Raw genomic sequence first — 24912 nt, 5'->3', positions numbered from 1 at the left:
GCTGGCAAGGAGCCAACCCCATGACAATCAACGGATGGCTGCAGATCCTCGTCTATTGCGGGATCGTCGTTTTGCTGGCCAAGCCGCTCGGCGGCTACATGCATCGCGTTTTCAGCGGCGAGCGCACATTCCTGTCGCCAATTCTGGCCCCGCTCGAGCGCGGGCTCTACCGTATGTCCGGGACCAGCGAGCGCGAGGAGCAGCACTGGACCTCCTATGCGGCGGCCCTGCTGTTCTTTAACCTGGCCGGCTTCCTGGTGCTCTATTTCCTGCAGCGGCTGCAAGGCGGCCTGCCCTACAATCCGGGCGGCATGACCGCCGTCGAACCTGGGCTTGCCTTCAACACCGCCGCCAGCTTCATGACCAACACCAACTGGCAGAACTACGGCGGCGAAAGCACGATGTCCTATCTCGTGCAGATGGCCGGCTTGACCGTGCAGAACTTTCTGTCGGCCGCGACCGGCATCGCCATCGCGGTCGCACTGATCCGCGGTTTTGCTAGAGCCTCAGGCAAATCGATCGGCAATTTCTGGGTCGATATGACCCGCTGCACGCTCTATCTGCTTGTGCCGTTCTGCATCGTGTTGACGCTTGTCTATGTCTATCTCGGTATGCCGCAGACGGTTGGTGCTTACGTCAACGCGACGACGCTGGAAGGCGCGCAACAGACGATCGCGGTCGGGCCGGTCGCTTCGCAGGTTGCCATCAAGATGCTCGGCACCAATGGCGGCGGCTTCTTCAACGCCAATGCAGCGCATCCCTTCGAAAATCCCGACGCGATCTCGAACCTGATCCAGATGGTGACGATCTTCGCCTTCGGCGCGGCGCTAACCAATGTCTTCGGTCGCATGGTCGGCAACCAGCGCCAGGGCTGGGCAATTCTGTCGGCGATGGGCGTGCTGTTCATCGCCGGCGTTGCCGTCTGCTACTGGGCCGAGGCCGCCGGCAATCCGCTCGTCCATGCGCTGGGCATCGACGGCGGCAACATGGAGGGCAAGGAAAGCCGCTTCGGCATCGCTCTGTCGGCACTGTTTGCCGTCATCACCACCGCCGCGTCCTGCGGCGCGGTCAACGCCATGCATGACAGCTTCACCGCACTCGGCGGCATGATCCCCATCATCAACATGCAGCTCGGCGAGGTCATTGTCGGCGGCGTCGGGGCCGGCTTCTACGGTATCCTGATGTTCATCGTGATCGCCGTCTTCGTTGCCGGGCTGATGGTCGGACGCACGCCCGAATATCTCGGCAAGAAGATCGAGGCCAAGGAGGTCAAGATGGCAATGCTGGCCGTCCTCTGCCTGCCGCTGGCGATGCTGATCTTCACCGCCATCGCGGTGGTGCTGCCGACCGGCGTTGCTTCCATCGCCAACGCCGGCCCGCACGGCTTCTCCGAGGTCCTCTATGCCTACACCTCGGCCGCGGCGAACAATGGCTCCGCCTTTGGCGGTCTCAGCGGCAACACGCCCTGGTACAACATAACGCTCGGCATCGGCATGCTGATGGGCCGCTTCCTGGTCATTATTCCGGCGCTGGCGATTGCTGGATCGCTGGTGGCGAAGAAGACCGTCCCTGCCTCCGCCGGCACCTTCCCGACCGACGGTCCGCTGTTCGTCGGGCTGTTGGTCGGTGTCATCCTGATCGTTGGTGGCCTGACCTTCTTCCCGGCCCTGGCGGTCGGACCGATCGTCGAGCACCTGGCGATGATTCACCGTCAGACATTCTGAAACGGCCATGCCCTGGTTCAAGATCATATCTCGAAAGGCCCGGCATCGTCCCGAGCCGGAGGGGGAGAAAACACCTCCTCCTTTCCCGACCCTGTCCACATTCCTCGCTATTGCGGCAGCCTTGATCATTATCTGGCTGCTGGCTTACGGGCCGCCGCACCTTCGTTCGGCACACGATCGACCGGTCACCAACATCGACACTGGAGCCACCAAATGAGCCAGTCGAAATCCGTGAGCATCATGGATCCCCGCATTCTGTTGCCCGCCATCGGCGGATCCTTCAGAAAACTGAACCCGCGCACCTTGATGCGAAACCCGGTGATGTTCGTCGTCGCCGTCGTCTCGGCGCTCACCACCGTGCTGTTCGTCAAAGATCTCGTTACCAGCGGCGGCGATCTTGGCTTCACGCTGCAGATCATCATCTGGCTGTGGTTCACAGTGCTTTTCGCCAACTTCGCCGAAGCGGTGGCCGAAGGCCGCGGCAAGGCGCAGGCAGACTCGCTGCGTCGGGCGCGAACCGAGACGCAAGCCAAGCTGTTGAACGGCGGCGACCGCCGCAAGTTCAAGCTGGTGCCCGGCACCAGCCTGAAGGTCGGCGATATCGTGCTTGTCGAAGCCGGCGACATCATCCCCTCGGATGGCGAGGTGGTCGAAGGCGTGGCTTCGGTCAACGAGGCGGCCATCACTGGCGAATCCGCACCTGTCATCCGCGAATCCGGAGGCGATCGTTCGGCGGTGACCGGCGGCACGCAAGTCTTGTCCGACTGGATCCGGGTGCGCATCACCGCGGCTTCCGGCCATACGTTCCTCGACCGCATGATCTCGCTGGTCGAAGGCGCCGAGCGCCAGAAGACACCCAACGAGATCGCGCTCAACATCCTGCTCGTCGGCATGACGCTGATCTTCGTGCTGGCGACAGCGACGATCCCGAGTTTTGCGTCCTATTCGGGCGGCTATATCTCGGTGACAGTGCTGGTCGCCCTGTTCGTCACGCTGATCCCGACCACGATCGGCGCCCTGCTGTCGGCCATCGGCATCGCCGGCATGGACCGCCTGGTGCGCTTCAACGTGCTCGCCATGTCGGGCCGCGCCGTCGAGGCGGCCGGCGATGTCGACACGCTGCTGCTCGACAAGACCGGCACGATCACGCTGGGCAACCGCCAGGCAACGGCATTCCGTCCGGTCAGGGGCGTCACCGACCAGGAACTGGCCGACGCCGCCCAACTTGCCTCGCTTGCCGACGAAACGCCGGAAGGCCGCTCGATCGTCGTGCTGGCGAAGGAGAAATACGCCATCCGCGCCCGCGACATGGCAAGCCTGCACGCGAGTTTCGTGCCCTTCACCGCGCAAACCCGCATGAGCGGCGTCGACCTGGAAGGCTCCTCGGTCCGCAAGGGCGCAGTCGATGCGGTGCTTGCCCGCGTCAACCTCTCGACCATTGCCACAGGCAGTACGCGCCCCGGCAGCGACACCGTCCGCGACCTTCAAACCATCGCCGACGAGATCGCCAAATCCGGCGGCACCCCGCTGGCGGTCGAGCGCGATGGGCGCCTGCTCGGCGTCGTCCACCTGAAGGACATCGTCAAGGGCGGCATCGCAGAACGCTTTGCCGAATTGCGCCGCATGGGCATCCGCACGGTGATGATCACCGGCGACAATCCGATGACCGCGGCGGCGATCGCGGCGGAAGCCGGCGTCGACGACTTCCTTGCCCAGGCGACGCCCGAGGACAAGCTGAAGCTGATCCGCGACGAACAGGCCAAGGGCAAGCTGGTCGCGATGTGCGGTGATGGCACCAACGACGCGCCGGCGCTTGCGCAGGCCGATGTCGGCGTCGCCATGAACACCGGCACGGTCGCGGCGCGCGAGGCCGGCAACATGGTCGATCTCGACAGCGATCCGACCAAGCTGATCGAGATCGTCGAAATCGGCAAGGCGCTGCTGATGACGCGTGGTTCGCTCACCACCTTCTCCATCGCCAACGACGTCGCCAAGTATTTTGCCATCATCCCGGCAATATTCGCCGTCTTCTACATCGCCCCGGGCCAGACCGCCGGGCCGCTGCAAGCGCTCAACGTCATGCATCTGGCAACGCCGCAGAGCGCTATCCTCTCGGCCATCATCTTCAACGCGCTGATCATCATCGCGCTGATCCCGCTGTCGCTGAGAGGCGTCAAATACCGCGCTGTCGGCGCCGGTGCGCTGCTCAGCCGCAATCTCATAGTCTACGGCCTCGGCGGCGTCGTCGTGCCCTTCGTCGGCATCAAGGTGATCGACATGGTCATCACTGCTCTCGGTCTCGCATAAGGAACCACGTCGATGCTCAATCAAATCAGGCCTGCGATCGTCATGATCGTCTTCTTCACCGTTCTGACGGGGTTGGTCTATCCGATCGGCATGACCGGCATTGCCCAGGCGCTGCTTCCGCGCCAGGCCAATGGCAGCCTGATCGAGAAGGACGGCAAACTCGTCGGTTCCGAGCTGATCGGCCAGGCCTTCACCAGCGACCGCTACTTCCATGGCCGTCCGTCGGCTGCCGGCGACGGCTACAATGCCGCCGCCTCGGGCGGTTCGAATCTCGGCCCGACCAACCCGAAGCTGATCGACCGTATCAAGAGCGACGCCGAGAAGTTGAGAGCCGAAAACCCGAACCAGCCGGTACCGATGGATCTGGTCACCACGTCCGGCAGCGGCCTCGATCCGCATATCAGCCCCGATGCGGCCTATTTTCAGGTCGCCAGGGTGGCCAAGGCCAGGGGCGTCGATGAATCCAGGATCAAATCGCTTGTCGACAGCCATATCGAGGATCGCGAATTGGGATTCATCGGCGAGGCGGTGGTCAATGTGCTGGCCCTCAACCTTGCGCTGGACGATGCGATGAAACAATGAAGGGCGGCGCCGGGATCGACACCGAAGCCGGTGCCGTTCATGATTGATCCTTATGCCAGACGACAGCCGCACCGCCGAAACCAGGCCCTCTCCCGACGCGCTGCTCGCGCATGCCGAGCGGGAGGAGCGCGGTCGGCTGAGGATATTTCTCGGCGCCGCCCCCGGTGTCGGCAAGACCTACGAGATGCTGATGTCAGGCCGCGCCAGGCTGGCCGACGGAGTCGACGTGGTGATAGGCATCGTCGAGACGCACGGCCGCAAGGAAACCCAGACGCTGGTCGAAGGCTACGAGGTCATTCCTCGCCTTGAGATCGATTACAAGGGGCGGATCCTCGAGGAGATGGATCTCGACGCCATCCTCGCCCGGCGCCCGGCGCTGGTTCTGGTCGACGAACTCGCCCACACCAACGTCGCCGGCAGCCGCCACCCCAAGCGCTACCTCGACGTCCAGGAAATCCTGACGCACGGGATCGATGTCTACACGACACTGAACATCCAGCACGTCGAAAGCCTGAACGACGTCGTGGCCCAGATCACACGCGTCAGGGTGCGTGAAACCGTCCCCGACTCCATCATCGATCAAGCCGACGATGTCGAGATCATCGACCTCACCCCCGACGACCTGATCAAGCGGCTGGAGGAAGGCAAGGTCTACTTCCCCAACACCGCCCAGCGCGCCATCGAGAACTATTTCTCGCCGGGCAATCTGACGGCGCTCAGGGAGTTGGCGCTTCGCCGCACCGCCCAGCGGGTCGATGAGCAGTTGCTCAACCATATGCAGGCGCACGCGATCCCGGGACCGTGGGCGGCCGGAGAAAGGGTTCTCGTCTGCGTCGACGCGCGTCCTGGCGGAGCGGCTCGCATACGCTATGCGCGCAGGCTGGCCGACCGGCTCCGCGCCCCCTGGACGGCGCTTCATGTGGACACCCCTCGCTCAGCCGCCATGCCCGAGGAGGACAAGGATCGGCTGGCGACGCAGTTGCGCCTTGCCGAGCAGCTCGGTGCCGAGGTGACGACCATTCCGGGTCAGAATGTCGCGCAAGACATCGTTCGCCATGCGACGGCGAACAACTTCACCCATATCGTGATCGGCAGGCCGACCCGATCACGCTGGCGCGAATTGATCGAAGGCTCGCTCACCTATGATCTCATCCGCGACGCCGGCAACATCAGCGTCCATGTAATTTCGGGAACCGACCAGGGCACCGACGCACCCTCGAAAAATGTCAGCGCGGCAACCGAGCAGAAGCAGTTTCAGGTTAGGCCCTACCTGCTAGCTACAGCCTATGTCATGGGCTCGCTGGCCTTCAGCACTGTTCTCGACCAGTTTCTCGACGTTCGCAATCTGGCCATTGTCTTTCTGCTGGCGGTGCTCACATCGGCTGTAATGGGCGGGCTCTGGCCAGCGTTGTACGCCTGTGTCGTCAGCGCCCTTGCATTCAACTACTTTTTCCTAGAGCCGCGCTACACACTGACGATCAGGGATCCGGAGAGCATCGTTGCGCTTGCCGTCTTCCTTGTTGTCGCCGTTATCGCCAGCAATCTGACGGCGCGGGTGCAGCGTCAAGCGATCGCTGCCAGCTCACGGGCGCGCGCCACGGAAGACATCTATCAGTTTTCAAAGAAGCTCGCCGGCGCCGGTACCCTGGACGACGTGCTATGGGCCACTGCCTTCCAGATCGCCTTGATGCTGAAGCTGCGCGTAGTGCTGCTTTTGCCCGAGGACGGCACAATCGCGGTCAAAGCCGGCTACCCACCCGACGACACGCTGGCCGAGGCCGACATCGCAGCAGCCCGCTGGGCGTGGGAGCATAACCGCGCCGCCGGGCGCGGCGCCGACACGCTGCCCGGAGCAAAACGCCTCTATCTGCCCTTGCGGACCGGACGCACGGCGGTGGGCGTCGTCGGCCTCGACAACGACAAGCAAGGTCCGCTGCTGACACCCGAGCAGCAACGTCTGCTCGATGCGCTCGCCGACCAGGCGGCGGTCGCCATCGAGCGCATCCAGCTCGTCGCCGATGTTGACCGGGCCAAGCTTGCGGCCGAGGCAGACCGTCTGCGCTCGGCCTTGCTCACCTCCATTTCCCACGATTTGAAAACGCCGCTTGCCGCCATCATGGGCGCGGCCGGAACACTCAGGGACTTCGAGGCCGCACTGCCCGAGCAGGACCGGGCGGAACTGCTGTCGACCGTGCTTGATGAATCGGAAAGGCTGAACCGCTTCATCGCCAATCTGCTCGACATGACCAAGATAGAATCCGGCACGATGGAGCCGAATTATGCATTCCACTATGTCGGCGACATTGTCGGCTCAGCCCTGCATCGGGCCCGCAAAATCGTCGGCGAGCATAAGACCGAGACCGATATTCCATCGGATCTGCCGATGTTGCGGCTCGACCCCGTTCTGTTCGAGCAGGTGCTGTTCAATCTCCTCGACAATGCTGCAAAATACGCGCCGCCAGGTTCGACGATCCGCCTGCAGGCCTGGGCCGACAATGGCAGCGTCATCCTGCAGATCATGGATGAGGGACCAGGCATTCCGCCAGCGGACCTGGAGCGCGTTTTCGACACTTTCTACCGTGTGCGCAAGGGTGACCAGGTGCGTGCCGGCACCGGGCTCGGATTGTCGATTTGCCGCGGCTTCATCGAAGCGATGGGCGGGACGCTCTCGGCGGCGAACAGGACCGACCGCTCGGGCGCGGTTTTCACCATAAGAATGCCGGTGCCGGCAGAACTCCCCGATGTCGGTGAACCCGATGCTGACGATCGAAACATGGACCACCTGTCATGACGAATTTGGACGTCAGGATATTGGTGGTCGACGACGAGCCGCCGATCCGGAAACTGCTTCGCGTCGGGCTCGGCAGCCAAGGCTATGCGATCAGCGAGGCGCCGAACGCCAGCGCGGCGATTGAACTCATGGAGACGGAAAAGCCGGACCTGGTCCTCCTCGATCTCGGCCTGCCCGGCATGAGCGGGCATGAGCTGCTGCGCAAATGGCGGGATGATGGCCTGGACATTCCCGTGGTTATTCTTTCGAGCCGCACTGATGAGGCCGGCATCGTCTCGGCCCTCGAACTCGGCGCCGACGATTATGTCACCAAGCCGTTCGGTATGAACGAGCTTGTGGCACGCATCCGCGTGGCGCTGCGCCACAAGTTCCAGCAGCAGGGTGAGAAACCGGTGTTCCACACCGGCGACCTCTCCGTCGATCTGGTGAAGCGCATCGTCAAGGTCGAGGACAAGGAGATAAAGCTCTCGCCGAAGGAATACGACATCCTCCGCATCCTCGTACAGCACGCCGGCAAGGTTCTCACCCACCAATTCCTGCTGAAGCAGGTCTGGGGCGATTCCACCGACGTTCAATATCTCAGGGTCTATGTCCGGCAACTCAGGCAAAAGATCGAAAAGATGCCCGACCAGCCCCGTTATATCACCACCGAGACCGGCGTCGGATATCGGCTGCGCGAAGTCGAGTGAAATGGGAGAGCCAGCCTCGCGTACCGCAATGCCTCCCAAAGCCGGCAGGACGACGTAGCAATTCGCCGCGAATCAGCGGCGGCCATGGCATCGCCGGGCAAAACCCCTATATTAATCTGAGGTCGGTTTTGTGCGGGAATTAATGAATGTCACAGCTTCGTCTATTGACGTTTTTAGGGTCGGCAATGCTGGCAACGGTGATGCTGTCGGGCGTAAATCCTGCCGCATCGGCACAGATCGTCAGCCCCGCCGACCGCAACGCATTGATCCAGCAAAACCAGTTGCAGATGCTGGAGAACAGGCTGCAGCGGCAGCAATATCAGCAGCAGCAACAGCAATACCGTGCGCAGGACCGCCAAATCCCGGCGCCCCAACCGCAGGTGGTGCCGCAGATGAAGCCGACTTGTCAGTTGCTGCCGTCAGGGAGCGGCTTTGTCAGCACTTGCCGCTAACGTTTTCATTTATTTAGCCGACTTATTATGCTTGGATGCCGCCGCACCTGAGATAACATCGAAGGCGGTTTGGATTTAGCAATGCTGCCCTTCGTGCTTTGGGCACCGCTTCGACTGGATTTTTGAATGGCAGCCAGCAGAAAGAAGGTCGTCCGTAAGGCAAGGAAGGGCGCCCGGATTCGCCAGGTCGCGGCGATCCCCTTTCGGCTGAGCGAGCATGGCGATGTCGAGGTTATGCTCGTCACATCGCGAACGACGAGGCGCTTCATCGTGCCGAAAGGCTGGCCGATGAAGGGCAAGGGGGGTCGCAAGGCGGCCACCATCGAAGCACAGGAAGAAGCCGGCGTCCTCGGCAGGATATTGAAACAGCCGGCCGGCACCTATTGCTACTGGAAGCGGCTGGCGAACCGCTTCGTCCGCGTCGACGTCGTCGTCTATTTGCTGGAGGTAACCGAGGAACTTGCCGACTGGCAAGAAGCCAACAGGCGGCAGCGGGCATGGCTGGCACCGGCCGACGCGGCGCTGCTCATCGACGAGCCGGATCTTTCGACGTTGGTGAGGAACATCAGGAGTCCCGAGCTGGAGCATACCCCCAAAAAGCAGAATCCGGCTTTCGGAAAAGATCACGCTCAATAAACCATGGGGGTCTATCCCGACTCTATCGGGAATTGGCTCCAGCGCCCTCCGCTGTCGCTTGAACCGACATCTCACTGACTGCCTTCGTCTTCCTCGGGCAAAGGCCGCGCCGGCGTGCCGGTATAGGCCCACAGCCATTCGCGCGGCAGCGGCCCTTTGTTGCGGTCGCTTTCCTGCGACTGTTCCCATGCATGGGCCAGGATGCCGACCGAGCGCGACAGTACGAAAAGGCCTCGCGTCAGCGGCGGCGGGAAGCCGAGCTCTCCGTAGATGACGGCCGTGGCGCCGTCGATATTAAGCGGGATTTTTTTGCCCTTGCCCCGCGCAACTTCCGCCTCGACCATCTCGGCGATGTCGGCGAAGCGCCCGCTGACGACGCCGCGCGCGGCAAAGTCGCGGGTCAGTTCGATGAGGCGCGGCGCCCGCGGGTCGACCGGGTGGAAGCGGTGGCCCAGCCCCGGCACATAGCCGTCTTCCCCAGCAAGGACACGATCAACCCGCGCCGACACCGCGTCCGCGAGCGGCACGCCGGCGTCCAGTTCGGCGGCGATGTCTCCGTAGAAGGAGAGCGCCTGTTCGCCGGCGCCTCCATGCACGTCGCCAAGCACGTTGACGGCCGACGCCATGGCGCTGTTGATGCCGACACCGCACGTGATCGCCATGCGGGCGATGGCGATGGACGGCGCCTGCGGCCCATGGTCGACGGCGGCACCCAGCGCGATGCCAAGCAGCGCCGCCTGCTCCTCGCTCGGCAGTTCGCCGCGCAGCATCAGCCAGATCATTGCCGGAAAGCTGACGCGGCCGATCAGATCCTGGATCTCATAGCCGCGCAGCCGGATGACGCCGGGCCGCATCTCGATGATGCCGGTCTGCCACCATTCCTCGCCGCGCGCGCGGCCAGTCTTGTTTTCCGTGTCGCTCATGCCTTCTTTTCCGTGCCGCTCATACCTTCGCTCTTTTCTTGGCGCGTGGCGGCAAACCGGCAAAAACCTCGTCCATATGCTCGCCGAGCCCCGGCGGCGGCCTGCTCGGCAAAGGTGCCTCGCCATCGACCATGAAGCCGCCGCGCACCACGGTCAGCGGCCGGTCCATCCCGGACACAGCCTGGAAGCGCGCCGTCATGCCGCGCTGGATCACCTGTTGCTCTTGCAGTACCTGCGGGATTGTCAGCACCCGGCCTGCCGGCACGCCGGCGCGATTGAACGTCTCCTCCCAGGCGGCGGCAGAGCCGCTCGCCAAGGCATCCTCGATCAGCGCTTTCAATGCAATGCGGTTCTGCTTGCGCGTTTCGCGCTCGGCAAAGCGGACATCCGACGCCAGCTCCGGCCGATCGATCAACCGGCACAGTGTGACGAACTGCTCCTGCTTGTTGGCTGCGATGTTGAGCAAGCCGTCGCCGGTGCGAAACGCGCCAGACGGTGCGGCCGTCATGTTTTCATTGCCCATCGGCTGCGGCTCGACGTCCGCCGTCAGATAGTTCGACACCGGCCAGCCGAGCGCAGAAAGCGTGCATTCGAGCATAGAGACGTCGAGGAACGCACCCTCGCCTGTCGTCTTCTGCTTGACCAGCGCGGCGGTAATGGCGAACGCCCCGACCAGCCCGCCAAGCGTATCGGCGACGGGATAGCCGACACGCAGCGGCGCCGTTTCCGGTGTACCGGTGATGCTCATGATGCCGGAAAGACCCTGGATGATCTGGTCATAGGCTGGATTGTCGCGCATCGGCCCGGTCTGGCCGAAGCCCGATATCGCACAATAGACAAGGCTTGGCCGGACCTCCTTCAGCCTGGCATGGCCAAGCCCCAGCCGGTCCATGACGCCGGGGCGGAAATTCTCGACCAGCGCGTCGGCCGAAGCGACCAGATCGAGGAAGCGTTCGCGGTCGGCCTCCTGCTTGAGATCGAGCGCCACCGAGCGTTTGCCGGCATTCTGCGCCAGGAACGAAGCGCCCATGCCCACCCGGTTGAGCTCCGGCGAGGCGCCAAGCTGGCGCGCCAGATCACCGCCTTGCGGCGTCTCGACCTTGATGACGTCGGCCCCGAGCAATGCCAGCTGGTAGGCGCAATAGGGGCCGGCCAGCACATTGGTCAGGTCAAGGATGCGGATGCCGGAAAGCAGGTCTGTCATGACGTCACGAACAGCTCAGGCATCGCCCGGCACGTGCTCCGGTCCGCGCATGCGCCTGTGCTCGATGTAGGCCCAGATATGCGGTCCAACCAACCCGATGAAGGCCAGCGTCAGCAGCGTCAGCGACAGCGGATGCTTGTAGAACACCGTCCAATCGCCGTTCGAGATGGTCATCGCGCGGCGGAACTGCGTTTCGGCAAGCGGCCCGAGAATCATGCCGATGATGACTGGCGCGGTCGGGAAATCGAAACGCCGCATCAGGAAGCCGGCGGCACCGAGCAGATAGAGGATGATGAGGTCGATCGGCGATTGCGAAATGCCGTAGGTGCCGACCGTGGCGAACACCAGAATGCCGGCATAGAGCTGCGGCGCCGGAATCTTCAGTAATCGCACCCAGAGCCCGATCAGCGGCAGGTTGAGGACGACGAGGATGACATTGGCGATGAACAGGCTGGCGATCAGCCCCCACACCAGGTCGGCCTGCGTCGTCAGCAGCAGCGGCCCCGGATTGATGCCGTAGCTCTGAAATGCCGACAGCATGATCGCGGCCGTCGCCGAGGTCGGCAGGCCGAGCGTCAGCATCGGCACCAGCACGCCGGCGGCGGATGCATTATTGGCCGCTTCCGGCCCGGCAACGCCCTCGATGGCACCGACCGTGCCGAACTCCTCCTTGTGTCTGGAGAGTTTCTTCTCGATGGCATAGGAGAGGAAGGTCGGGATTTCGGCGCCGCCGGCCGGCATGGCGCCGATCGGGAAGCCGATCAGGGAGCCGCGCAGCCATGGCCTCCACGAGCGCGACCATTCAGCCGCGGTCATGTAGAGCGACCCTTTCAACGGCACGATGTCGTCCTTGCCGGCATAGCGGCGCGAGGCCATGTAAAGCGTCTCGCCAACGGCGAACAGGCCAACGGCGACGACGATGACGTCGACGCCGTCCAACAATTCGCTCATGCCGAAGGTGAAGCGCGGCTGCCCCGTCTGCAGATCGACGCCTATCATGCCGACGACGAAGCCGACGAACAGGCTGGTCAGGCCGCGCACCGACGACGAGCCGAGCACCGCCGAAACCGTGATGAAGGCCAGCACCATCAGCGAGAAATATTCGGCCGGACCGAAAGCCAGCGCGAATTTGACGACGATCGGCGCCAGGAAGGCAACGCCGATCGTGCCCAGCGTGCCGGCGACGAAGGAGCCGATCGCCGAGGTTGCCAAGGCCGCACCGCCACGGCCGGAGCGGGCCATCCGGTTGCCTTCCAGCGCGGTGACGATAGTGGCGCTTTCGCCAGGCGTGTTGAGCAGGATCGATGTCGTCGAGCCGCCATACATGGCGCCGTAATAGATGCCGGCAAACAGGATGAACGACGCCTCCGGCGCCACCTGGTAGGTGATCGGCAACAGCAACGCGATGGTCAATGCCGGTCCGAGGCCGGGCAGCACGCCGATCGCAGTCCCCAGCGTGGTGCCGACCAGGCACCATATGAGATTGATCGGCGAGAAGGCGACCGAAAATCCGTGCGCGAGATGGCCGAGCGTTTCCATGGCGTCAGCCCCTCAGCACGGCAACGACCGAATCGACGATCGCGTTCAGCTGGTTTTCGATGAAGCCGGCGCCGATATTGACGCCGAGTGCCCTGGCAAAGCCGAAATAGGCGGCCAGCGCCAGGATCAGACCGAGCAGCACGTCACGCAGCGGACGCCGGCTGCCGAAACCGTGGCAGATGAGAACGAACATGATGACAGATGCGGCGGTAAAGCCGAGCGGCTGGATCAGCACGAGGTTGGCGATCAGTCCGAGGACGACGATGCCCATCGCCTTCCAGTCGGTCGGCGTCTCCTTTTCGTCCTCCGGCTGCCATCCGCCCCGCAAGGCGGCAATGATGAGCAGCAGCGACAGGATCACCATCCCCGTCATGGTGATGTAGGGAAAGACGGTCGGACCGACCTTGGAATAGAGCGGCGACACCGGGATTGCCAGCGTCTGCCAGGCAACCGCACCCGCACAGGCGAGGAGCCCAACGCCGATCAGCAGTTCGGGCACTGCAAGGCGCGGCGGCGCCTGCTGGTCGCTGGTGCTCATCATCGTCCTCCCAATGTCGGTCCCTTGGGGCCGGTTCTCCTTGGACCGGTCTCACTCGGCCGATCTCGGCGTAGTTTCACCTCCGGCGCCGCGTATGTCCATGCGGCTGGCGAAAGCCGGCAAGGGTTGGCGCAGGCCGCCCCTTGCCGAGAGCATCACGCCAGGCCGAGGTCCTTGAGGATCGTCCCGATGCGGGCCGTGTCTTCGGCGACGAATTTCGCATAGTCGTCACCGGTGAGCAGGATCTGCGTCCAGTTGCGGTTCTTGCATTCGGTGGCCCAGGCGTCGCTCTTGGCCATCGTCTCGATCAGCTTGATCATTGCTGCCTTGTCGGCGTCCGAGACGCCGGGCGGCGCGAAGACGCCGCGCCAGTTGAACAGCTCGACGTCGATGCCGGCTTCCTTCATGGTCGGAGCATCGATGCCCTCCTGGCGTTTGTCGGCAGATATCGCCAGCAGCCGCAGCGCGCCCGCCTTGACCTGTTCGGCGAACTCGCCATAGCCCGAGATGCCGGCCGCGACCTGGTTGCCGAGCAGCGCCGACAGCGCCTCGCCGCCGCCGGCGAACGGCACATAGGACAGGTTGGTTGCAGGAACACCGACGGTCTTGGCGATGAGGCCGAACAAGATGTGGTCCGAGCCGCCGGCCGAACCGCCGGCGACTGGAACCTGCGTCGGGTCGGCCTTGAGGGCGGCAACGAAGTCGGCCGCAGTCTTGAACGGCGAGGCGGCCGGCACCACAAGCGCCTCGAACTCGCCGGTAAGGCGGGCGATCGGGGTGACCTCGGTAAGGTTGTTAGCCGCCTTGTTGGCGATAATGGCGCCGACCATGACCATGCCGGCCACCATCAGCGCATTGCCCTTGCCCTTCCACTGGTTGACGAACTGCGGCAGGCCGACAGTACCGCCGGCGCCGCCGACATTGGTGATCTGCGAGCCGGAGATCAGCTTTTCACTGCGCAGCACCTGGTCCATGGCGCGCGCCGTCTGGTCCCAGCCGCCGCCCGGCGCCGCCGGCACGAAAATCTGCAGCTGCGGTGCGTCCTGCGCGAAAGCGGGGATAAAATGCGATGCCGCGAGCCCGGCAGCACCTGCCGCCGCGGTGCTCATCAAGAATCTGCGTCTGTTCAGCATGGGATTCCTCCAAATCGCGACACCTCCTCCGGTGCCTGCCAGAAACGTAGCCTGAATTCAGACCCGCTCGATAAAATTCATGCAGAGTTTGCGTCATCCTGTCAAAGACAGAACACGCTGCATGCGCCACAATCGGCCCGTGCGATGTTCAGGCTGGCGAACTCGACGCCCGACGACGATGTGGCAGGCAGTGCCCAGACAGCATCCGTCAGGGCTGCCGCTGCAGCAGGATGGTCGGCTTGTCTTGATAGACGGTTCGCAGCACTTCGCCATAACCGCATTTTGCCGCGACGTTCAGCGAGCCGGTGTTTTCCGGATCGATGATGCAGACGGTCTTCGCGGCTGCAAATGCCTCATCGCCCCAGGCAAGCACCCGTGCGACGACTTCGCTGGCCAACCCCTGGCCATGCACGCCCGAAACCAGAGCCCATCCGGCCTCCGGAATGCCCTCGATCGACGGCGTCATGTCGCGTTTCAGATCGTGGAAGCCGGCCTCGCCGATGAAGCGGCTGGTCGCCTTTTCCTCGACCGCCCAGAAGCCGTAGCCCAGAAGCGACCACAGGCCGGCATGGCGCAGGAAACGCATCCAGCTTTCCTCCCGCGTGCGCGGCTTGCCGCCGATAAAACGGGTGACGACGGGATCGGCCCACATTGCGACATAGGCGTCGAAATCGTCCAGCCGGTGCGGTCGCAGGACCGTGCGAGAGGTCTCAATCACTGGGGCGACAATTGTCTGCGGACTGGTCATGGTCATGCCTCGGTTGTGTTGCCGGTGCCTAATGCCGGTCATCCAACGGTTAGGACAGCGACATGCATGAAATGGGGAATCAAAATCCGTTGCGTAAAACAAGAACCAAGGCTGTGTAGATCATCTTCCAGGCTGATGTGAATCCCGCCAAGCGGTGTTAGTTTTTCGCCAGTATTTCGTTCACTGCGTTCGGTTTCGGGGCTGCCGTCCGACAGAGGGGAAACAGCATGGACACCACCGACCTTGTGCTTGCCATCTTCCATCATCTGCTGGTGTTTTCGCTGGCAGGCATCATCGGCGCCGAATTCGTCCTGATCCGCAGCGACCTGTCCGCCGCGACGCTGAAGCGGCTTGCCGGTATCGATCGCCATTACGGCATCATTGCCATGCTGATCATCGTCGTCGGCATCGGCCGCGTCATCTATGGTCTCAAGGGCTGGGAATTCTACGTCTACAACTGGATGTTCTGGGCAAAGATGGCCGCTTTCGCAATTGTCGGCCTGTTGTCGATTATCCCGACCGTCCGATTCCTGTCCTGGAGCAGGCAGGCGAGCGCCAGTCCCGGCTTCCAGGTGCCTGCGGCGGAGCTAGCGTCCGTTCGCACCTATGTCCGCACCGAGGCATTCATCTTCCTGTTGATCCCGGTGTTCGCGGCGGCGATGGCGCGCGGCTACGGCTATTAAGATAGGTCGGAGGAAGGGCATCGCGCGGCCCGACCTTTCCACTCATTTGCGCGGACAAATGTGCAGTTTGCCGTTTGAGGCGATTGTCATTTGTCGGGTTGCGCTAGTTATTGCTCCATCTACATTCGGTTTGAGAGGAACTCCGCGCAGCGGTTGGTAATTCGTATTCTGGGAGGAAATCACGATGAGAAAATTCGTCGCCGCGCTGGCTGCCGTTGCGGTCGCCATGCTTTACCCGTTGGCCGCGGGCGCGCAGACGTACCCCGAACGCACCATCACCGTTGTCGTGCCGTTTTCGGCCGGCGGCCCAACCGACACCGTCACGCGTCTTGTCGCGGAAGCCATGTCGAAGGACCTCGGGCAGCAGGTCATCGTCGAGAATGTCGGCGGCGCCGGCGGCACGCTAGGCGCCGGCCGCGTCGCGAATGCCGATCCTGACGGCTATACGCTGCTCCTGCATCACATCGGCATGGCGACCAGCGCGACGCTGTATAGGAACCTCGCCTACGACACGCTGAACGCGTTCGAATATATCGGTCTCGTCACAGAAGTGCCGATGACCATCGTCGGCCGCAAGGATCTCGAGCCGACCGATCTGAAGGGACTGGTCGACTATGCCAAGGCCAACAAGGACACCGTCACCGTCGCCAATGCCGGGATAGGCGCGGCCTCGCATCTGTGCGGCATGCTGTTCATGAGCGCCATCGGCACGCCGCTGGTCACCGTTCCCTACAAAGGCACTGGCCCGGCCATGACCGACCTTCTCGGCGGCCAGGTCGACATCATGTGCGACCAGACGACCAACACCACCAAGCAGATCCAGGGCGGCACGATCAAGGGCTATGCCGTAACCTCGGCGCAACGCCTCGACGTGCTTCCGGACGTGCCGACAACGACGGAAGCCGGCCTTCCGCAGGTGCAGGTCGGCATCTGGCACGGAATCTATGCACCCAAGGGCACGCCGGCCGAGATCACCGAGCGCCTGTCGAAATCGCTGCAGGTGGCGCTGAAGGATCAGAACGTCGTCGCCCGCTTTGCCGAACTCGGCACCAAGCCGTCGCCCGAGGCCGACGCCACGCCGGCCGCGCTCAAGGCCAAGCTGGAAAGTGAGATCGCGCGGTGGAAGCCTATCATCGAAGCGGCCGGCCAGTACGCCGACTAAAGCTTGAACGGGGCGCCACCAGCGCCCCGTTTTTACACGGCATGGGCAAGCCCGCGGCGCGGCCCGGGAGGACGTCATGATACCGTTCGCAATCGACAGAACCAACGGCATTTGCGCAGCGCTGTTCATCTTCCTCGGCGCATTTTTCGCGCTGCAGTCGCTCGGCCTCGAAATCGGCACCGCCTTCCGTATGGGACCGGGCTATTTCCCGCTGGTGCTGGCGATCGTGCTGATCCTGCTTGGCGCCGTCATCCTCGTCCAAGCGGTGCGTTTCGAGAGCGACCCGATCGGCCACATCGCGTGGCGCGGCATGCTGTTCATTCTGCCCGCTCCGATCTTCTTCGGCCTGACGGTGCGCGGCCTCGGCTTTATCCCCTCGATCTTCCTGACGGCGCTAATCGCATCGTTCGGCAGCGGCCGTATGAAGCCGCTGACCGCGCTCGTGCTGTCGGCCGGCCTGACGCTGTTCGCATTCGTCGTCTTCAGCTACGCACTCGGCCTGCCGTTCCGGCGTTTCGGCCCGTGGCTGCCCCTATCATTGTGAGGAGATGAAATGGAACTCCTCAACAATCTCGCACTCGGCTTTTCGACGGCCACATCTTTGGCAAACCTCGGTTTCTGCCTGATCGGCGTCCTTCTCGGCACGCTGATTGGTGTCCTGCCCGGCATCGGCGCCACCGCAACCATTGCCATGCTGTTGCCGATCACCTTCCAGATCGGCGATCCGGTTTCCTCCCTCATCATGCTCGCCGGCATCTATTACGGCGCGCAGTATGGCGGTTCGACTACCGCCATCCTCATCAACATGCCCGGCGAATCCTCGTCGGCCGTCACCGCCATCGACGGCTACCAAATAGCCAGGAACGGTCGCGCCGGGGCGGCACTGGCGACCGCGGCGATAGGCTCGTTCTTTGCCGGCACGGTGTCGACCTTCCTCGTCGCCATCTTTGCCCCACCGCTGACGGCGATAGCGCTGAGATTCGGCGCAGCCGAGTATTTTTCGCTGATGATTGTCGGCCTGGTCTCGTCCGTCGCGCTCGCCCACGGCTCGATCGTCAAGGCACTGGCCATGGTCGTGCTCGGCCTGCTGCTCGGACTTGTCGGCACGGATATCTACACCGGCACGCCCCGCTTCACGCTCGGCATCCGCGAATATGCCGACGGGCTGAATTTCGTCGCAGTGGCGGTCGGTGTCTTCGGCGTCGCCGAGATACTGCGCAACCTCGAAAACGAGCATGAGCGTTCCGTGCTGATCCGAAAGATCTCCGGCCTTATGCCGACCCGCGAAGATTTTCGGCGCATGGCGGCCCCCATCGTGCGCGGAACAATCATCGGTTCGGCGCTCGGCATCCTGCCGGGAGGCGGCGCGATCCTTGCCGCCTTTGCCTCCTACACCGTCGAAAAACGTGTCTCGAAAAGTCCGGGGGAATTCGGCAAAGGCGCAATCGAAGGCGTCGCCGGACCGGAATCGGCCAACAATGCCGGCGCACAAACCTCCTTTATCCCGATGCTGACGCTCGGCATTCCGGCCAACCCGGTAATGGCGCTGATGATCGGCGCGATGATCATCCAGGGCATCGTACCCGGCCCCAATGTTGCGATCGAACAGCCTGCACTGTTTTGGGGTATCATCACCTCGATGTGGATCGGCAATCTGATGCTGATCGTCTTGAATCTGCCGCTAATCGGGCTTTGGGTGAAACTGCTTACGATCCCCTATTACGTGCTCTTCCCGATCATCATGGCGTTCTGCTCGATCGGCGTTTACAGCGTCAACACCAACGTCTACGACCTCTATGCAGTCGCACTCTTCGGCTTGCTTGGCTATCTCCTGACCAAGCTGCGCTGCGAACCCGCGCCGCTGCTGCTTGGCTTCGTGCTCGGCCCGCTGCTCGAGGAAAACCTGCGCCGCGCCATGATCCTCTCTCGCGGCGATCCGAGTACCTTCGTGACGAGACCGATCAGCGCCAGCCTGCTCCTCATCGCGCTCGCCGTGCTCGTCATCGTGTTTCTCCCCGCGGTCAGGAAGAAGCGCGAGGAGGTGTTTGTCGAAGAGAGCTCCTGAACGTGGACGGCGCCACATAGGAGGAACTTCAGAGTCACTTGGCTGGCACTGATTCAGTAGCCGCCTCTACTGGCCCGAGCGGCGCGATCTCGACCAGTGGTGCAGGCACGCTGGTCGTCTTTTCCTTGGCCTTGCAGATATCGGCGATGACGCAAGCCGGGCAATCCGGCTTGCGTGCCTTGCAAACATAGCGGCCGTGCAGGATCAGCCAATGATGCGCATGCCGCATATATTCATCCGGAATGATCTTCAAAAACCCTTGTTCGACCTGTTCCGGCGTCTTGCCCGGCGCCAGGCCGAGCCTGTTGCCGATGCGGAAGATGTGCGTGTCGACCGCCATCGTATGCTGGCCGAAGGCGACGTTGAGTACGACATTGGCGGTCTTGCGGCCGACACCCGGCAGCTCGACCAGTTGATCGCGATCATCGGGCACCTTGCCGCCGTGGTCGCGGATCAGGGCTTCCGACAACGCGATGACGTTCTTGGCCTTGTTGCGCCACAGCCCGATGGTGCGGATATGGTCGCCGAGCCTGGTCTCGCCCAGCGCCAGCATTTTCTGCGGCGTGTCGGCGATCTTGAACAGCGCCCGCGTCGCCTTGTTGACACCGGCGTCCGTCGCCTGCGCCGAAAGCACCACCGCCACCAGCAGCGTGAAGGCGTTGATATGTTCGAGTTCGCCTCTCGGTTCCGGCCGCTGAACGGAAAAGCGCCGGAAAATCTCATGCACCTCGGCCGGGCTGTAAAGCGCCCGCGACCTCGCCGGCCGCGGACGCGGCTTGGCGTTCGAGCCGTCGCGGCGGCCGGGCAACAGGTCTTTTTTTAGCGCCGAAGAGTTTTTGGACTTGGGGCTTGTCATTGCTTTCCTATAATATTCTGTAATGAGCGACACAAACGCCTCATTTCAGGCCGACGAGCCATTCTTCCAGGCGCTGCTGATACCGCACCGGTCGCTGGGCAAGACCGGCTTTGTCATCCTGATGGGCGCATTGCTGTTCGGGTGGCTGGTGACCGGAGCGTTTTTCCTGTCGCGCGGCGCCTGGCCGGTGTTCGGCTTCTTCGGCCTCGATGTTATTGCCATCTATATCGCCTTCCGCGCCAATTATCGTGCCGCTCGGGCTCGCGAGGAGGTGTCGGTGTCTCGCACCAGCCTCGATATCCGCAAGACTGCCCCGTCAGGCAAATCGGAAGCACATCGCTTCAATCCGTTCTGGGCACGCTTTTCGATCGCCCGCCACACCGAAATCGGCATCACGAGAATGGCGGTCGAGGCGCAAGGAAAAACAGTCTCGATCGGTGGCTTCCTCAACCCCGACGACCGCGAAAGTTTTGCCACCGCATTTTCGCGCGCTCTGGCGACCGCCAAGGCGCGCTGACGATCAAAACCGAAATCTCAACAGCCTGCCGACCCTCCGAAGAGCCGGAACGTGGCTCCAGAGGCGAAAGACCAGTCCGGCGAACCAGCTCACACGGGCGGCATGTTCGGGTTTGTACGCCATCGTTTCCTCGACCAACCGCAGGCCGGGCACTGACCGTTCCAAGTCGCGCGGATCGTTGATCGCCCAGTGGAGTTCGGCTCCGGTGGCGCGGAACGACCGGTTGAGGCGCACGAGCTTTAGACCCAGGTCGCTGTAGGCATCGCAGATAAATTCGCCGCTGGCCAGATGCGACACAAGCCGCGAAACCAGTCTTGGGCCCTCGTCAGCGGCAAGGTAGGGGGTCAGGCCCTCCGCCACGACCATCGCCGGGCGATCGCCGGGCACTTCATCCAACCAGCCAGGCTCCGTGACGGATGATCCGATCAGGTGGTAATGCTCGCGCATCGGGTAGAGCTTGCGCCTGAGCTCGATGACTTCGGCGTAGTCGACGTCGAACCAGTCGACGCCGGCTGGCGGGTCGATACGGAATATTCATGTGTCCAGCCCGCAGCCGAGATGCAGTACAATGGCGTTCGGGTTGTTCGCCAGAAAAGCCGAAACCCAGTCGTCCAGCGTCTTGGCCCGGATCGCCAGACCGACGCCGAGATTGTTGTCGACCTTGAGCCGCGAGAAATCGTAGTCGATGCGGCGAACCGCCTCGTCCGCAAAGCGGTCTTTCAGCAGCGAGTTGGGAAGCCGGCTTTCCAGCGCCTTGCCGTAGACGGTGATCAGCAGCGTTTCTTTTTCCTTGGTCAGCTGCATCTTCTCGCCGGCCATGATTGTCCTCCCCATTCAAAGCCAACTCTATCTGGGTACATGCTGCGGGAAAGCAAGTTTCGGGTGGTGATCGGCGCCGCGAAGGACGATATTCGCACTCAAGGAGATACTACCATGAACGCCCAAATGCCTCTCAAAACGACAGCAATCCTTCAGAAAGACATCACGCCTGAAGGCGGCGACTACGAAATCGTCCGTCGTGCCATCGAAAAGATCAGCCTCGACTATCGCGACCAGCCTTCGTTGGAAGTGCTGGCCGAGGAGGTCGGCGAGACGCCGACCGGGCTGCAGAAGCTGTTCACCCGCTGGGCCGGCCTGTCGCCGAAGGCTTTTCTGCAGGCCGTCACCCTCGATCATGCGCGCAAACTGCTGGATTCCGGCATGCCGCTGCTGGAAACTTCGTTCGAACTCGGCATGTCCGGCCCAGGCCGGCTGCACGATCTGTTCGTCACCCATGAAGCGATGTCGCCGGGCGACTACAAGACCCGCGGCGCAGGGCTCACCATCCGCTACGGCTATCATATCTCGCCTTTCGGCATCGCTTTGATCATGGTGACGGACCGCGGCCTTGCCGGCCTCGCCTTCAACGACCCCGGCGGCGAGCGCGCGGCCTTTGCCGACATGTCCAGCCGCTGGCCGAATGCGACCTATGTCGAGGACATGGCGGCGACGGCGCCCTATGCCGCGCGCATCTTCGATCCGACGCTGTGGCGCGCCGACCAGCCGCTGCGCGTCGTCATGATCGGCACCGACTTCCAGGTCCGCGTCTGGGAGGCCTTGCTGCGCATTCCGATGGGCAAGGCCTGCACCTATTCCTCGATCGCCGCGCGCATCGGCGCACCGAGCGCCAGCCGGGCTGTCGGTGCCGCGGTCGGTGCCAATCCGATGTCCTTCGTCGTGCCGTGCCACCGGGCTCTCGGCAAGTCCGGCGCGCTCACCGGCTACCATTGGGGCCTGACGCGCAAACGCGCCATCCTCGGCTGGGAGGCGGGACAAGTCTCTTCTTGAATAGCCAACGAATGGAACGATAGGAGCGAAGGGCCCCGAGGGTGACAAGCAGCGATCTTACGGAGTAGCTTCCCGCGCAATTAGAGTGACATGCGCTAGCGGGAGGCACTTCTTGATCGTCGTCATCGGTTCCATCAATCTCGACCTCATCGCCAGTGTCGACCGCTTGCCCGGTCCCGGCGAAACGGTGCGCGGCTCCGGTTTCGCCACCGCCCCCGGCGGCAAGGGAGCCAACCAGGCGCTGGCCGCCGCCCGCGCCGGCGCCAAGGTGCGCATGGTCGGCGCGGTCGGCAAGGACAGCTTCGCCGGCGAGGCTTTGGCGCTGCTGCGCGACGGCAAGATCGACCTGTCCGGCGTCGGCGAGACCTTTGCCTCGACGGGTACCGCGTTGATCATGGTCGGCGCCGACGGCGAGAACGTGATCGCCGTCGTGGCGGGCGCCAATGATTCGGTCGTGCCGGGTGACCTTTCCAAGGCTTTCCTGAAAAACGGCGATGTCGTGCTGCTGCAGTTGGAGGTCCCGTTGCAAACGGTCAAGACAGCGCTTGACGCGGCAAGGACGGCCAACGCGGTCACCGTGCTCAACACCGCACCTTTCCACGGCGACGCGGCCGGCTTCCTCGGCAAGGCCGACTATCTCGTCGCCAACGAGACCGAGTTCGACCTCTATGGTGAGGCGCTGTCGTTGAGTGGCCGCGACCGCCCGGCACGGATGCGCGACTATGCCTCGAGAACCGGCCGCACCATCGTCGTCACGCTTGGCCCAGACGGCGTTCTCGCCGCGACGCCGGACGATCTCCTGATGGTTCCGGCGCTGAAGATCACTCCGCTCGACACGGTCGGCGCCGGCGACACGTTCTGCGGCTATTTTGCTGCCGGACTGGCGGCAGGCCTGCCGCTCGACCAGGCGCTTGCCCGCGCTGCCGCAGCCGGTTCGCTGGCCTGCCTGAAAGCCGGCGCCCAGCCTGCCATCCCGCTGGCCAGGGATGTCGACGCCGCCATGCCGACATCTGCCGGCTGAAGCGCGATGACAGCCACGCGCCCGACCACCAGGCATGCCGTGCCGCCCGCCGGCGACATCTGCCGCCTGTCCGCCGTGGAACTGGCCGACAGGATCAGGCGCCGGCAGCTTTCGGTGCGCGAAGTGATCGCTGCATTCCTGGACCGGATCGAGGCGGTGAACCCACAGGTCAACGCCATCGTTTCATTGCGTGAGCGTGCCGACATCCTGCGCGAGGCCGACGAGGCAGACGCTCATTTGGCGCGAGGAGCAGATACCGGATCGCTGTTCGGTCTGCCGATCGCGATCAAGGATCTTGCGCTGACAAAAGGCCTGAGAACCACCTTCGGCTCGCCGATCTTCGCCGATTTCGTGCCTGAGGAAGACGACTTCTTCGTCGAGCGTGTTCGGCAGGCCGGCGCCATCATCATCGGCAAGACCAACGTTCCCGAATTCGGGCTCGGCTCCAACACCTACAATACCGTGTTTGGACAGACGCTCAACGCGTTCGACCCAGCGCTGACCGCCGGCGGCTCGAGCGGCGGCGCGGCGGTCGCGCTGGCGCTCGACATGGTTCCCATTGCCGATGGCAGCGACTTCGGCGGTTCGCTGCGCAATCCCGCTGCCTACAACAATGTCTATGGCTTCCGCCCGTCGCAGGGATTGGTACCGGCCGGCCCTGATCTTGATGTGTTTCATGCGCAAATGGGCGTCGAAGGGCCGATGGGGCGTGACGTGCGCGACATGGCGCTGCTGCTCGACGTTCAGGCCGGCTATCATCCTCGCGCGCCGCTGTCGCATGATAAGCCAGGCTCGTTCCTCGAAGGGCTGGAAACGCCGGCGGCCGGCGGGCGCATCGCCTGGCTCGGCGATCTTGACGGTCATCTGCCAATTGAAGCAGGCATTCTACAGCTTTGCGAGGCAGCACTCGGCCGGTTAGCGGATCTATCCTTCGAGGCCGAGCCGCTGATGCCGGAATTCGAGTTCGAAGCGCTGTGGCAGGCCTTTGTAACGCTTCGCCAGGCGAGCAGCGGTTGTGCGCTCAAGGTGCATTACGACGATCCCTTGAAACGCCGCCTTCTCAAGCCGGAGGCCGTGTGGGAAGTGGAACATGCACTGGGCCTCACCGCGCCGCAGGTCCACGCCGTCACGGTGAGGCGCTCGTCATGGCACAAAACCCTGCTGTCGCTCTTCGATCGATTCGATCTCATCGCGCTGCCGACCGCGCAGGTCTTCCCTTTCGAGGTCTCCACCCACTGGCCGACGCAAGTGGCCGGGCGTGTCATGGACAGCTATCATCGCTGGATGCAGGTTTCAGCGTTCGCCACGCTCGGCGGCTGCCCGGCGATCAATGTGCCGGCGGGCTTCGACCCCAAGGGCAGGCCGATGGGCATGCAATTGATCGGGCGGCCACGCGGTGACCTCTCGGTGCTGAGGGCGGCTGCCGCCTATGAGGCAACGCTACCATGGCAGGCCGGCGCCTGCTGAAATCAGCTCCGCATTGTCGGCGCCTCGCCGACTTGCACGCAACTCATC

Annotated in this window: 25 protein-coding genes; 16 read left to right on the top strand and 9 right to left on the bottom strand. The window is 63.3% G+C overall.

Features of this window, described 5'->3' with window-relative positions:
- Nucleotides 1–20 precede the first annotated feature (20 nt).
- The 8 genes from kdpA to NKH43_RS05400 all read left to right on the top strand — a co-directional run bounded on the left by kdpA (nucleotide 21) and on the right by NKH43_RS05400 (nucleotide 9181).
- Nucleotides 21–1724: a potassium-transporting ATPase subunit KdpA gene (gene kdpA / locus NKH43_RS05435; RefSeq protein WP_352856910.1), complete on the top strand. Its 1704-nt coding sequence runs from the start codon at nucleotides 21–23 to the stop codon at nucleotides 1722–1724.
- A 7-nt stretch (nucleotides 1725–1731) separates the two neighbouring features.
- Entirely contained in the window at nucleotides 1732–1941 is a 210-nt protein-coding gene (locus tag NKH43_RS05430) for a hypothetical protein (protein ID WP_031194001.1), read from the top strand.
- Nucleotides 1938–4031: a potassium-transporting ATPase subunit KdpB gene (gene kdpB, locus NKH43_RS05425; protein ID WP_352856908.1), complete on the top strand. Its 2094-nt coding sequence runs from the start codon at nucleotides 1938–1940 to the stop codon at nucleotides 4029–4031. The genes NKH43_RS05430 and kdpB overlap by 4 nt, the downstream gene beginning before the upstream one ends.
- 12 nt (nucleotides 4032–4043) lie before the next feature.
- Entirely contained in the window at nucleotides 4044–4613 is a 570-nt protein-coding gene (kdpC, locus tag NKH43_RS05420) for a potassium-transporting ATPase subunit KdpC (RefSeq protein ID WP_352856906.1), read from the top strand.
- A gap of 52 nt (nucleotides 4614–4665) precedes the next feature.
- Nucleotides 4666–7404 (top strand): DUF4118 domain-containing protein, encoded by a 2739-nt coding sequence (locus NKH43_RS05415; protein WP_352856904.1) that lies wholly within the window; start codon nucleotides 4666–4668, stop codon nucleotides 7402–7404.
- Nucleotides 7401–8093 (top strand): response regulator transcription factor, encoded by a 693-nt coding sequence (locus NKH43_RS05410; RefSeq protein WP_023718987.1) that lies wholly within the window; start codon nucleotides 7401–7403, stop codon nucleotides 8091–8093. Before NKH43_RS05415 ends, NKH43_RS05410 begins: the two co-directional genes overlap by 4 nt.
- Before the next feature lie 185 nt (nucleotides 8094–8278).
- Entirely contained in the window at nucleotides 8279–8545 is a 267-nt protein-coding gene (locus tag NKH43_RS05405; protein ID WP_352856902.1) for a hypothetical protein, read from the top strand.
- A gap of 126 nt (nucleotides 8546–8671) precedes the next feature.
- Nucleotides 8672–9181 carry an NUDIX hydrolase gene (locus tag NKH43_RS05400; RefSeq protein ID WP_352483576.1) on the top strand — a complete coding sequence of 170 codons (510 nt, stop codon included), beginning with the start codon at nucleotides 8672–8674 and terminating at the stop codon, nucleotides 9179–9181.
- Nucleotides 9182–9252: 71 nt separating this feature from the next.
- Here the strand turns inward: NKH43_RS05400 and NKH43_RS05395 are convergent, their stop codons facing one another.
- The 6 genes from NKH43_RS05395 to NKH43_RS05370 form a co-directional block, all read right to left on the bottom strand.
- Nucleotides 9253–10104: a citryl-CoA lyase gene (locus NKH43_RS05395; protein ID WP_352483577.1), complete on the bottom strand. Its 852-nt coding sequence runs from the start codon at nucleotides 10102–10104 to the stop codon at nucleotides 9253–9255.
- Nucleotides 10105–10123: 19 nt separating this feature from the next.
- Nucleotides 10124–11308 carry a CaiB/BaiF CoA transferase family protein gene (locus NKH43_RS05390; RefSeq protein WP_352483578.1) on the bottom strand — a complete coding sequence of 395 codons (1185 nt, stop codon included), beginning with the start codon at nucleotides 11306–11308 and terminating at the stop codon, nucleotides 10124–10126.
- 15 nt (nucleotides 11309–11323) lie between these two features.
- Nucleotides 11324–12847 (bottom strand): tripartite tricarboxylate transporter permease, encoded by a 1524-nt coding sequence (locus tag NKH43_RS05385; RefSeq protein WP_352483579.1) that lies wholly within the window; start codon nucleotides 12845–12847, stop codon nucleotides 11324–11326.
- Between the two features lie 4 nt (nucleotides 12848–12851).
- Entirely contained in the window at nucleotides 12852–13385 is a 534-nt protein-coding gene (locus NKH43_RS05380) for a tripartite tricarboxylate transporter TctB family protein (protein WP_023718981.1), read from the bottom strand.
- A gap of 155 nt (nucleotides 13386–13540) precedes the next feature.
- Entirely contained in the window at nucleotides 13541–14518 is a 978-nt protein-coding gene (locus NKH43_RS05375; protein WP_352453995.1) for a Bug family tripartite tricarboxylate transporter substrate binding protein, read from the bottom strand.
- A 208-nt stretch (nucleotides 14519–14726) separates the two neighbouring features.
- On the bottom strand, nucleotides 14727–15266 hold the full coding sequence (locus NKH43_RS05370) for a GNAT family N-acetyltransferase (protein WP_352483639.1): 540 nt from the start codon (nucleotides 15264–15266) through the stop codon (nucleotides 14727–14729).
- Nucleotides 15267–15493: 227 nt separating this feature from the next.
- On the opposite strand from NKH43_RS05370, the gene NKH43_RS05365 reads away from it, so the two are divergent.
- From NKH43_RS05365 to NKH43_RS05350, 4 genes are all read left to right on the top strand, one after another.
- Nucleotides 15494–15949, top strand: a complete 456-nt coding sequence (locus NKH43_RS05365) for a DUF2214 family protein (RefSeq protein ID WP_352642223.1) — start codon at nucleotides 15494–15496, stop codon at nucleotides 15947–15949.
- A gap of 184 nt (nucleotides 15950–16133) precedes the next feature.
- Nucleotides 16134–17111: a tripartite tricarboxylate transporter substrate-binding protein gene (locus NKH43_RS05360; RefSeq protein ID WP_023718977.1), complete on the top strand. Its 978-nt coding sequence runs from the start codon at nucleotides 16134–16136 to the stop codon at nucleotides 17109–17111.
- A 76-nt stretch (nucleotides 17112–17187) separates the two neighbouring features.
- Nucleotides 17188–17655 (top strand): tripartite tricarboxylate transporter TctB family protein, encoded by a 468-nt coding sequence (locus NKH43_RS05355; RefSeq protein ID WP_352856898.1) that lies wholly within the window; start codon nucleotides 17188–17190, stop codon nucleotides 17653–17655.
- A gap of 9 nt (nucleotides 17656–17664) precedes the next feature.
- Nucleotides 17665–19176 (top strand): tripartite tricarboxylate transporter permease, encoded by a 1512-nt coding sequence (locus NKH43_RS05350; protein WP_352856896.1) that lies wholly within the window; start codon nucleotides 17665–17667, stop codon nucleotides 19174–19176.
- A gap of 34 nt (nucleotides 19177–19210) precedes the next feature.
- Here NKH43_RS05350 and nth read toward each other — a convergent pair whose 3' ends face one another.
- Entirely contained in the window at nucleotides 19211–20032 is an 822-nt protein-coding gene (gene nth / locus NKH43_RS05345; RefSeq protein WP_352495480.1) for an endonuclease III, read from the bottom strand.
- A gap of 22 nt (nucleotides 20033–20054) precedes the next feature.
- On the opposite strand from nth, the gene NKH43_RS05340 reads away from it, so the two are divergent.
- On the top strand, nucleotides 20055–20549 hold the full coding sequence (locus NKH43_RS05340; protein WP_023718973.1) for a DUF2244 domain-containing protein: 495 nt from the start codon (nucleotides 20055–20057) through the stop codon (nucleotides 20547–20549).
- Between the two features lie 3 nt (nucleotides 20550–20552).
- Here NKH43_RS05340 and NKH43_RS05335 read toward each other — a convergent pair whose 3' ends face one another.
- Both NKH43_RS05335 and NKH43_RS05330 read right to left on the bottom strand, forming a co-directional pair.
- On the bottom strand, nucleotides 20553–20996 hold the full coding sequence (locus NKH43_RS05335; protein WP_352856895.1) for a hypothetical protein: 444 nt from the start codon (nucleotides 20994–20996) through the stop codon (nucleotides 20553–20555).
- An 87-nt stretch (nucleotides 20997–21083) separates the two neighbouring features.
- The gene (locus tag NKH43_RS05330) at nucleotides 21084–21368 is read right to left on the bottom strand and encodes a class I SAM-dependent methyltransferase (protein ID WP_352856893.1); all 285 of its coding nucleotides are present in this window, start codon (nucleotides 21366–21368) and stop codon (nucleotides 21084–21086) included.
- 114 nt (nucleotides 21369–21482) lie between these two features.
- On the opposite strand from NKH43_RS05330, the gene NKH43_RS05325 reads away from it, so the two are divergent.
- From NKH43_RS05325 to NKH43_RS05315, 3 genes are all read left to right on the top strand, one after another.
- Nucleotides 21483–22376: a methylated-DNA--[protein]-cysteine S-methyltransferase gene (locus NKH43_RS05325; protein ID WP_023718971.1), complete on the top strand. Its 894-nt coding sequence runs from the start codon at nucleotides 21483–21485 to the stop codon at nucleotides 22374–22376.
- A gap of 112 nt (nucleotides 22377–22488) precedes the next feature.
- Nucleotides 22489–23397: a ribokinase gene (locus tag NKH43_RS05320; RefSeq protein WP_352856891.1), complete on the top strand. Its 909-nt coding sequence runs from the start codon at nucleotides 22489–22491 to the stop codon at nucleotides 23395–23397.
- A gap of 6 nt (nucleotides 23398–23403) precedes the next feature.
- A complete protein-coding gene (locus NKH43_RS05315; protein WP_352856889.1) occupies nucleotides 23404–24864 on the top strand; it encodes an amidase in 1461 nt (486 codons plus the stop codon).
- Nucleotides 24865–24912: the final 48 nt, after the last annotated feature.

It is taken from the genome of Mesorhizobium sp. M1163, assembly GCF_040318415.1.
GTDB lineage: Bacteria > Pseudomonadota > Alphaproteobacteria > Rhizobiales > Rhizobiaceae > Mesorhizobium.
Note: the sequence above shows the minus strand (reverse complement) of the source record. Positions and strands in the feature narration are given on the sequence as shown.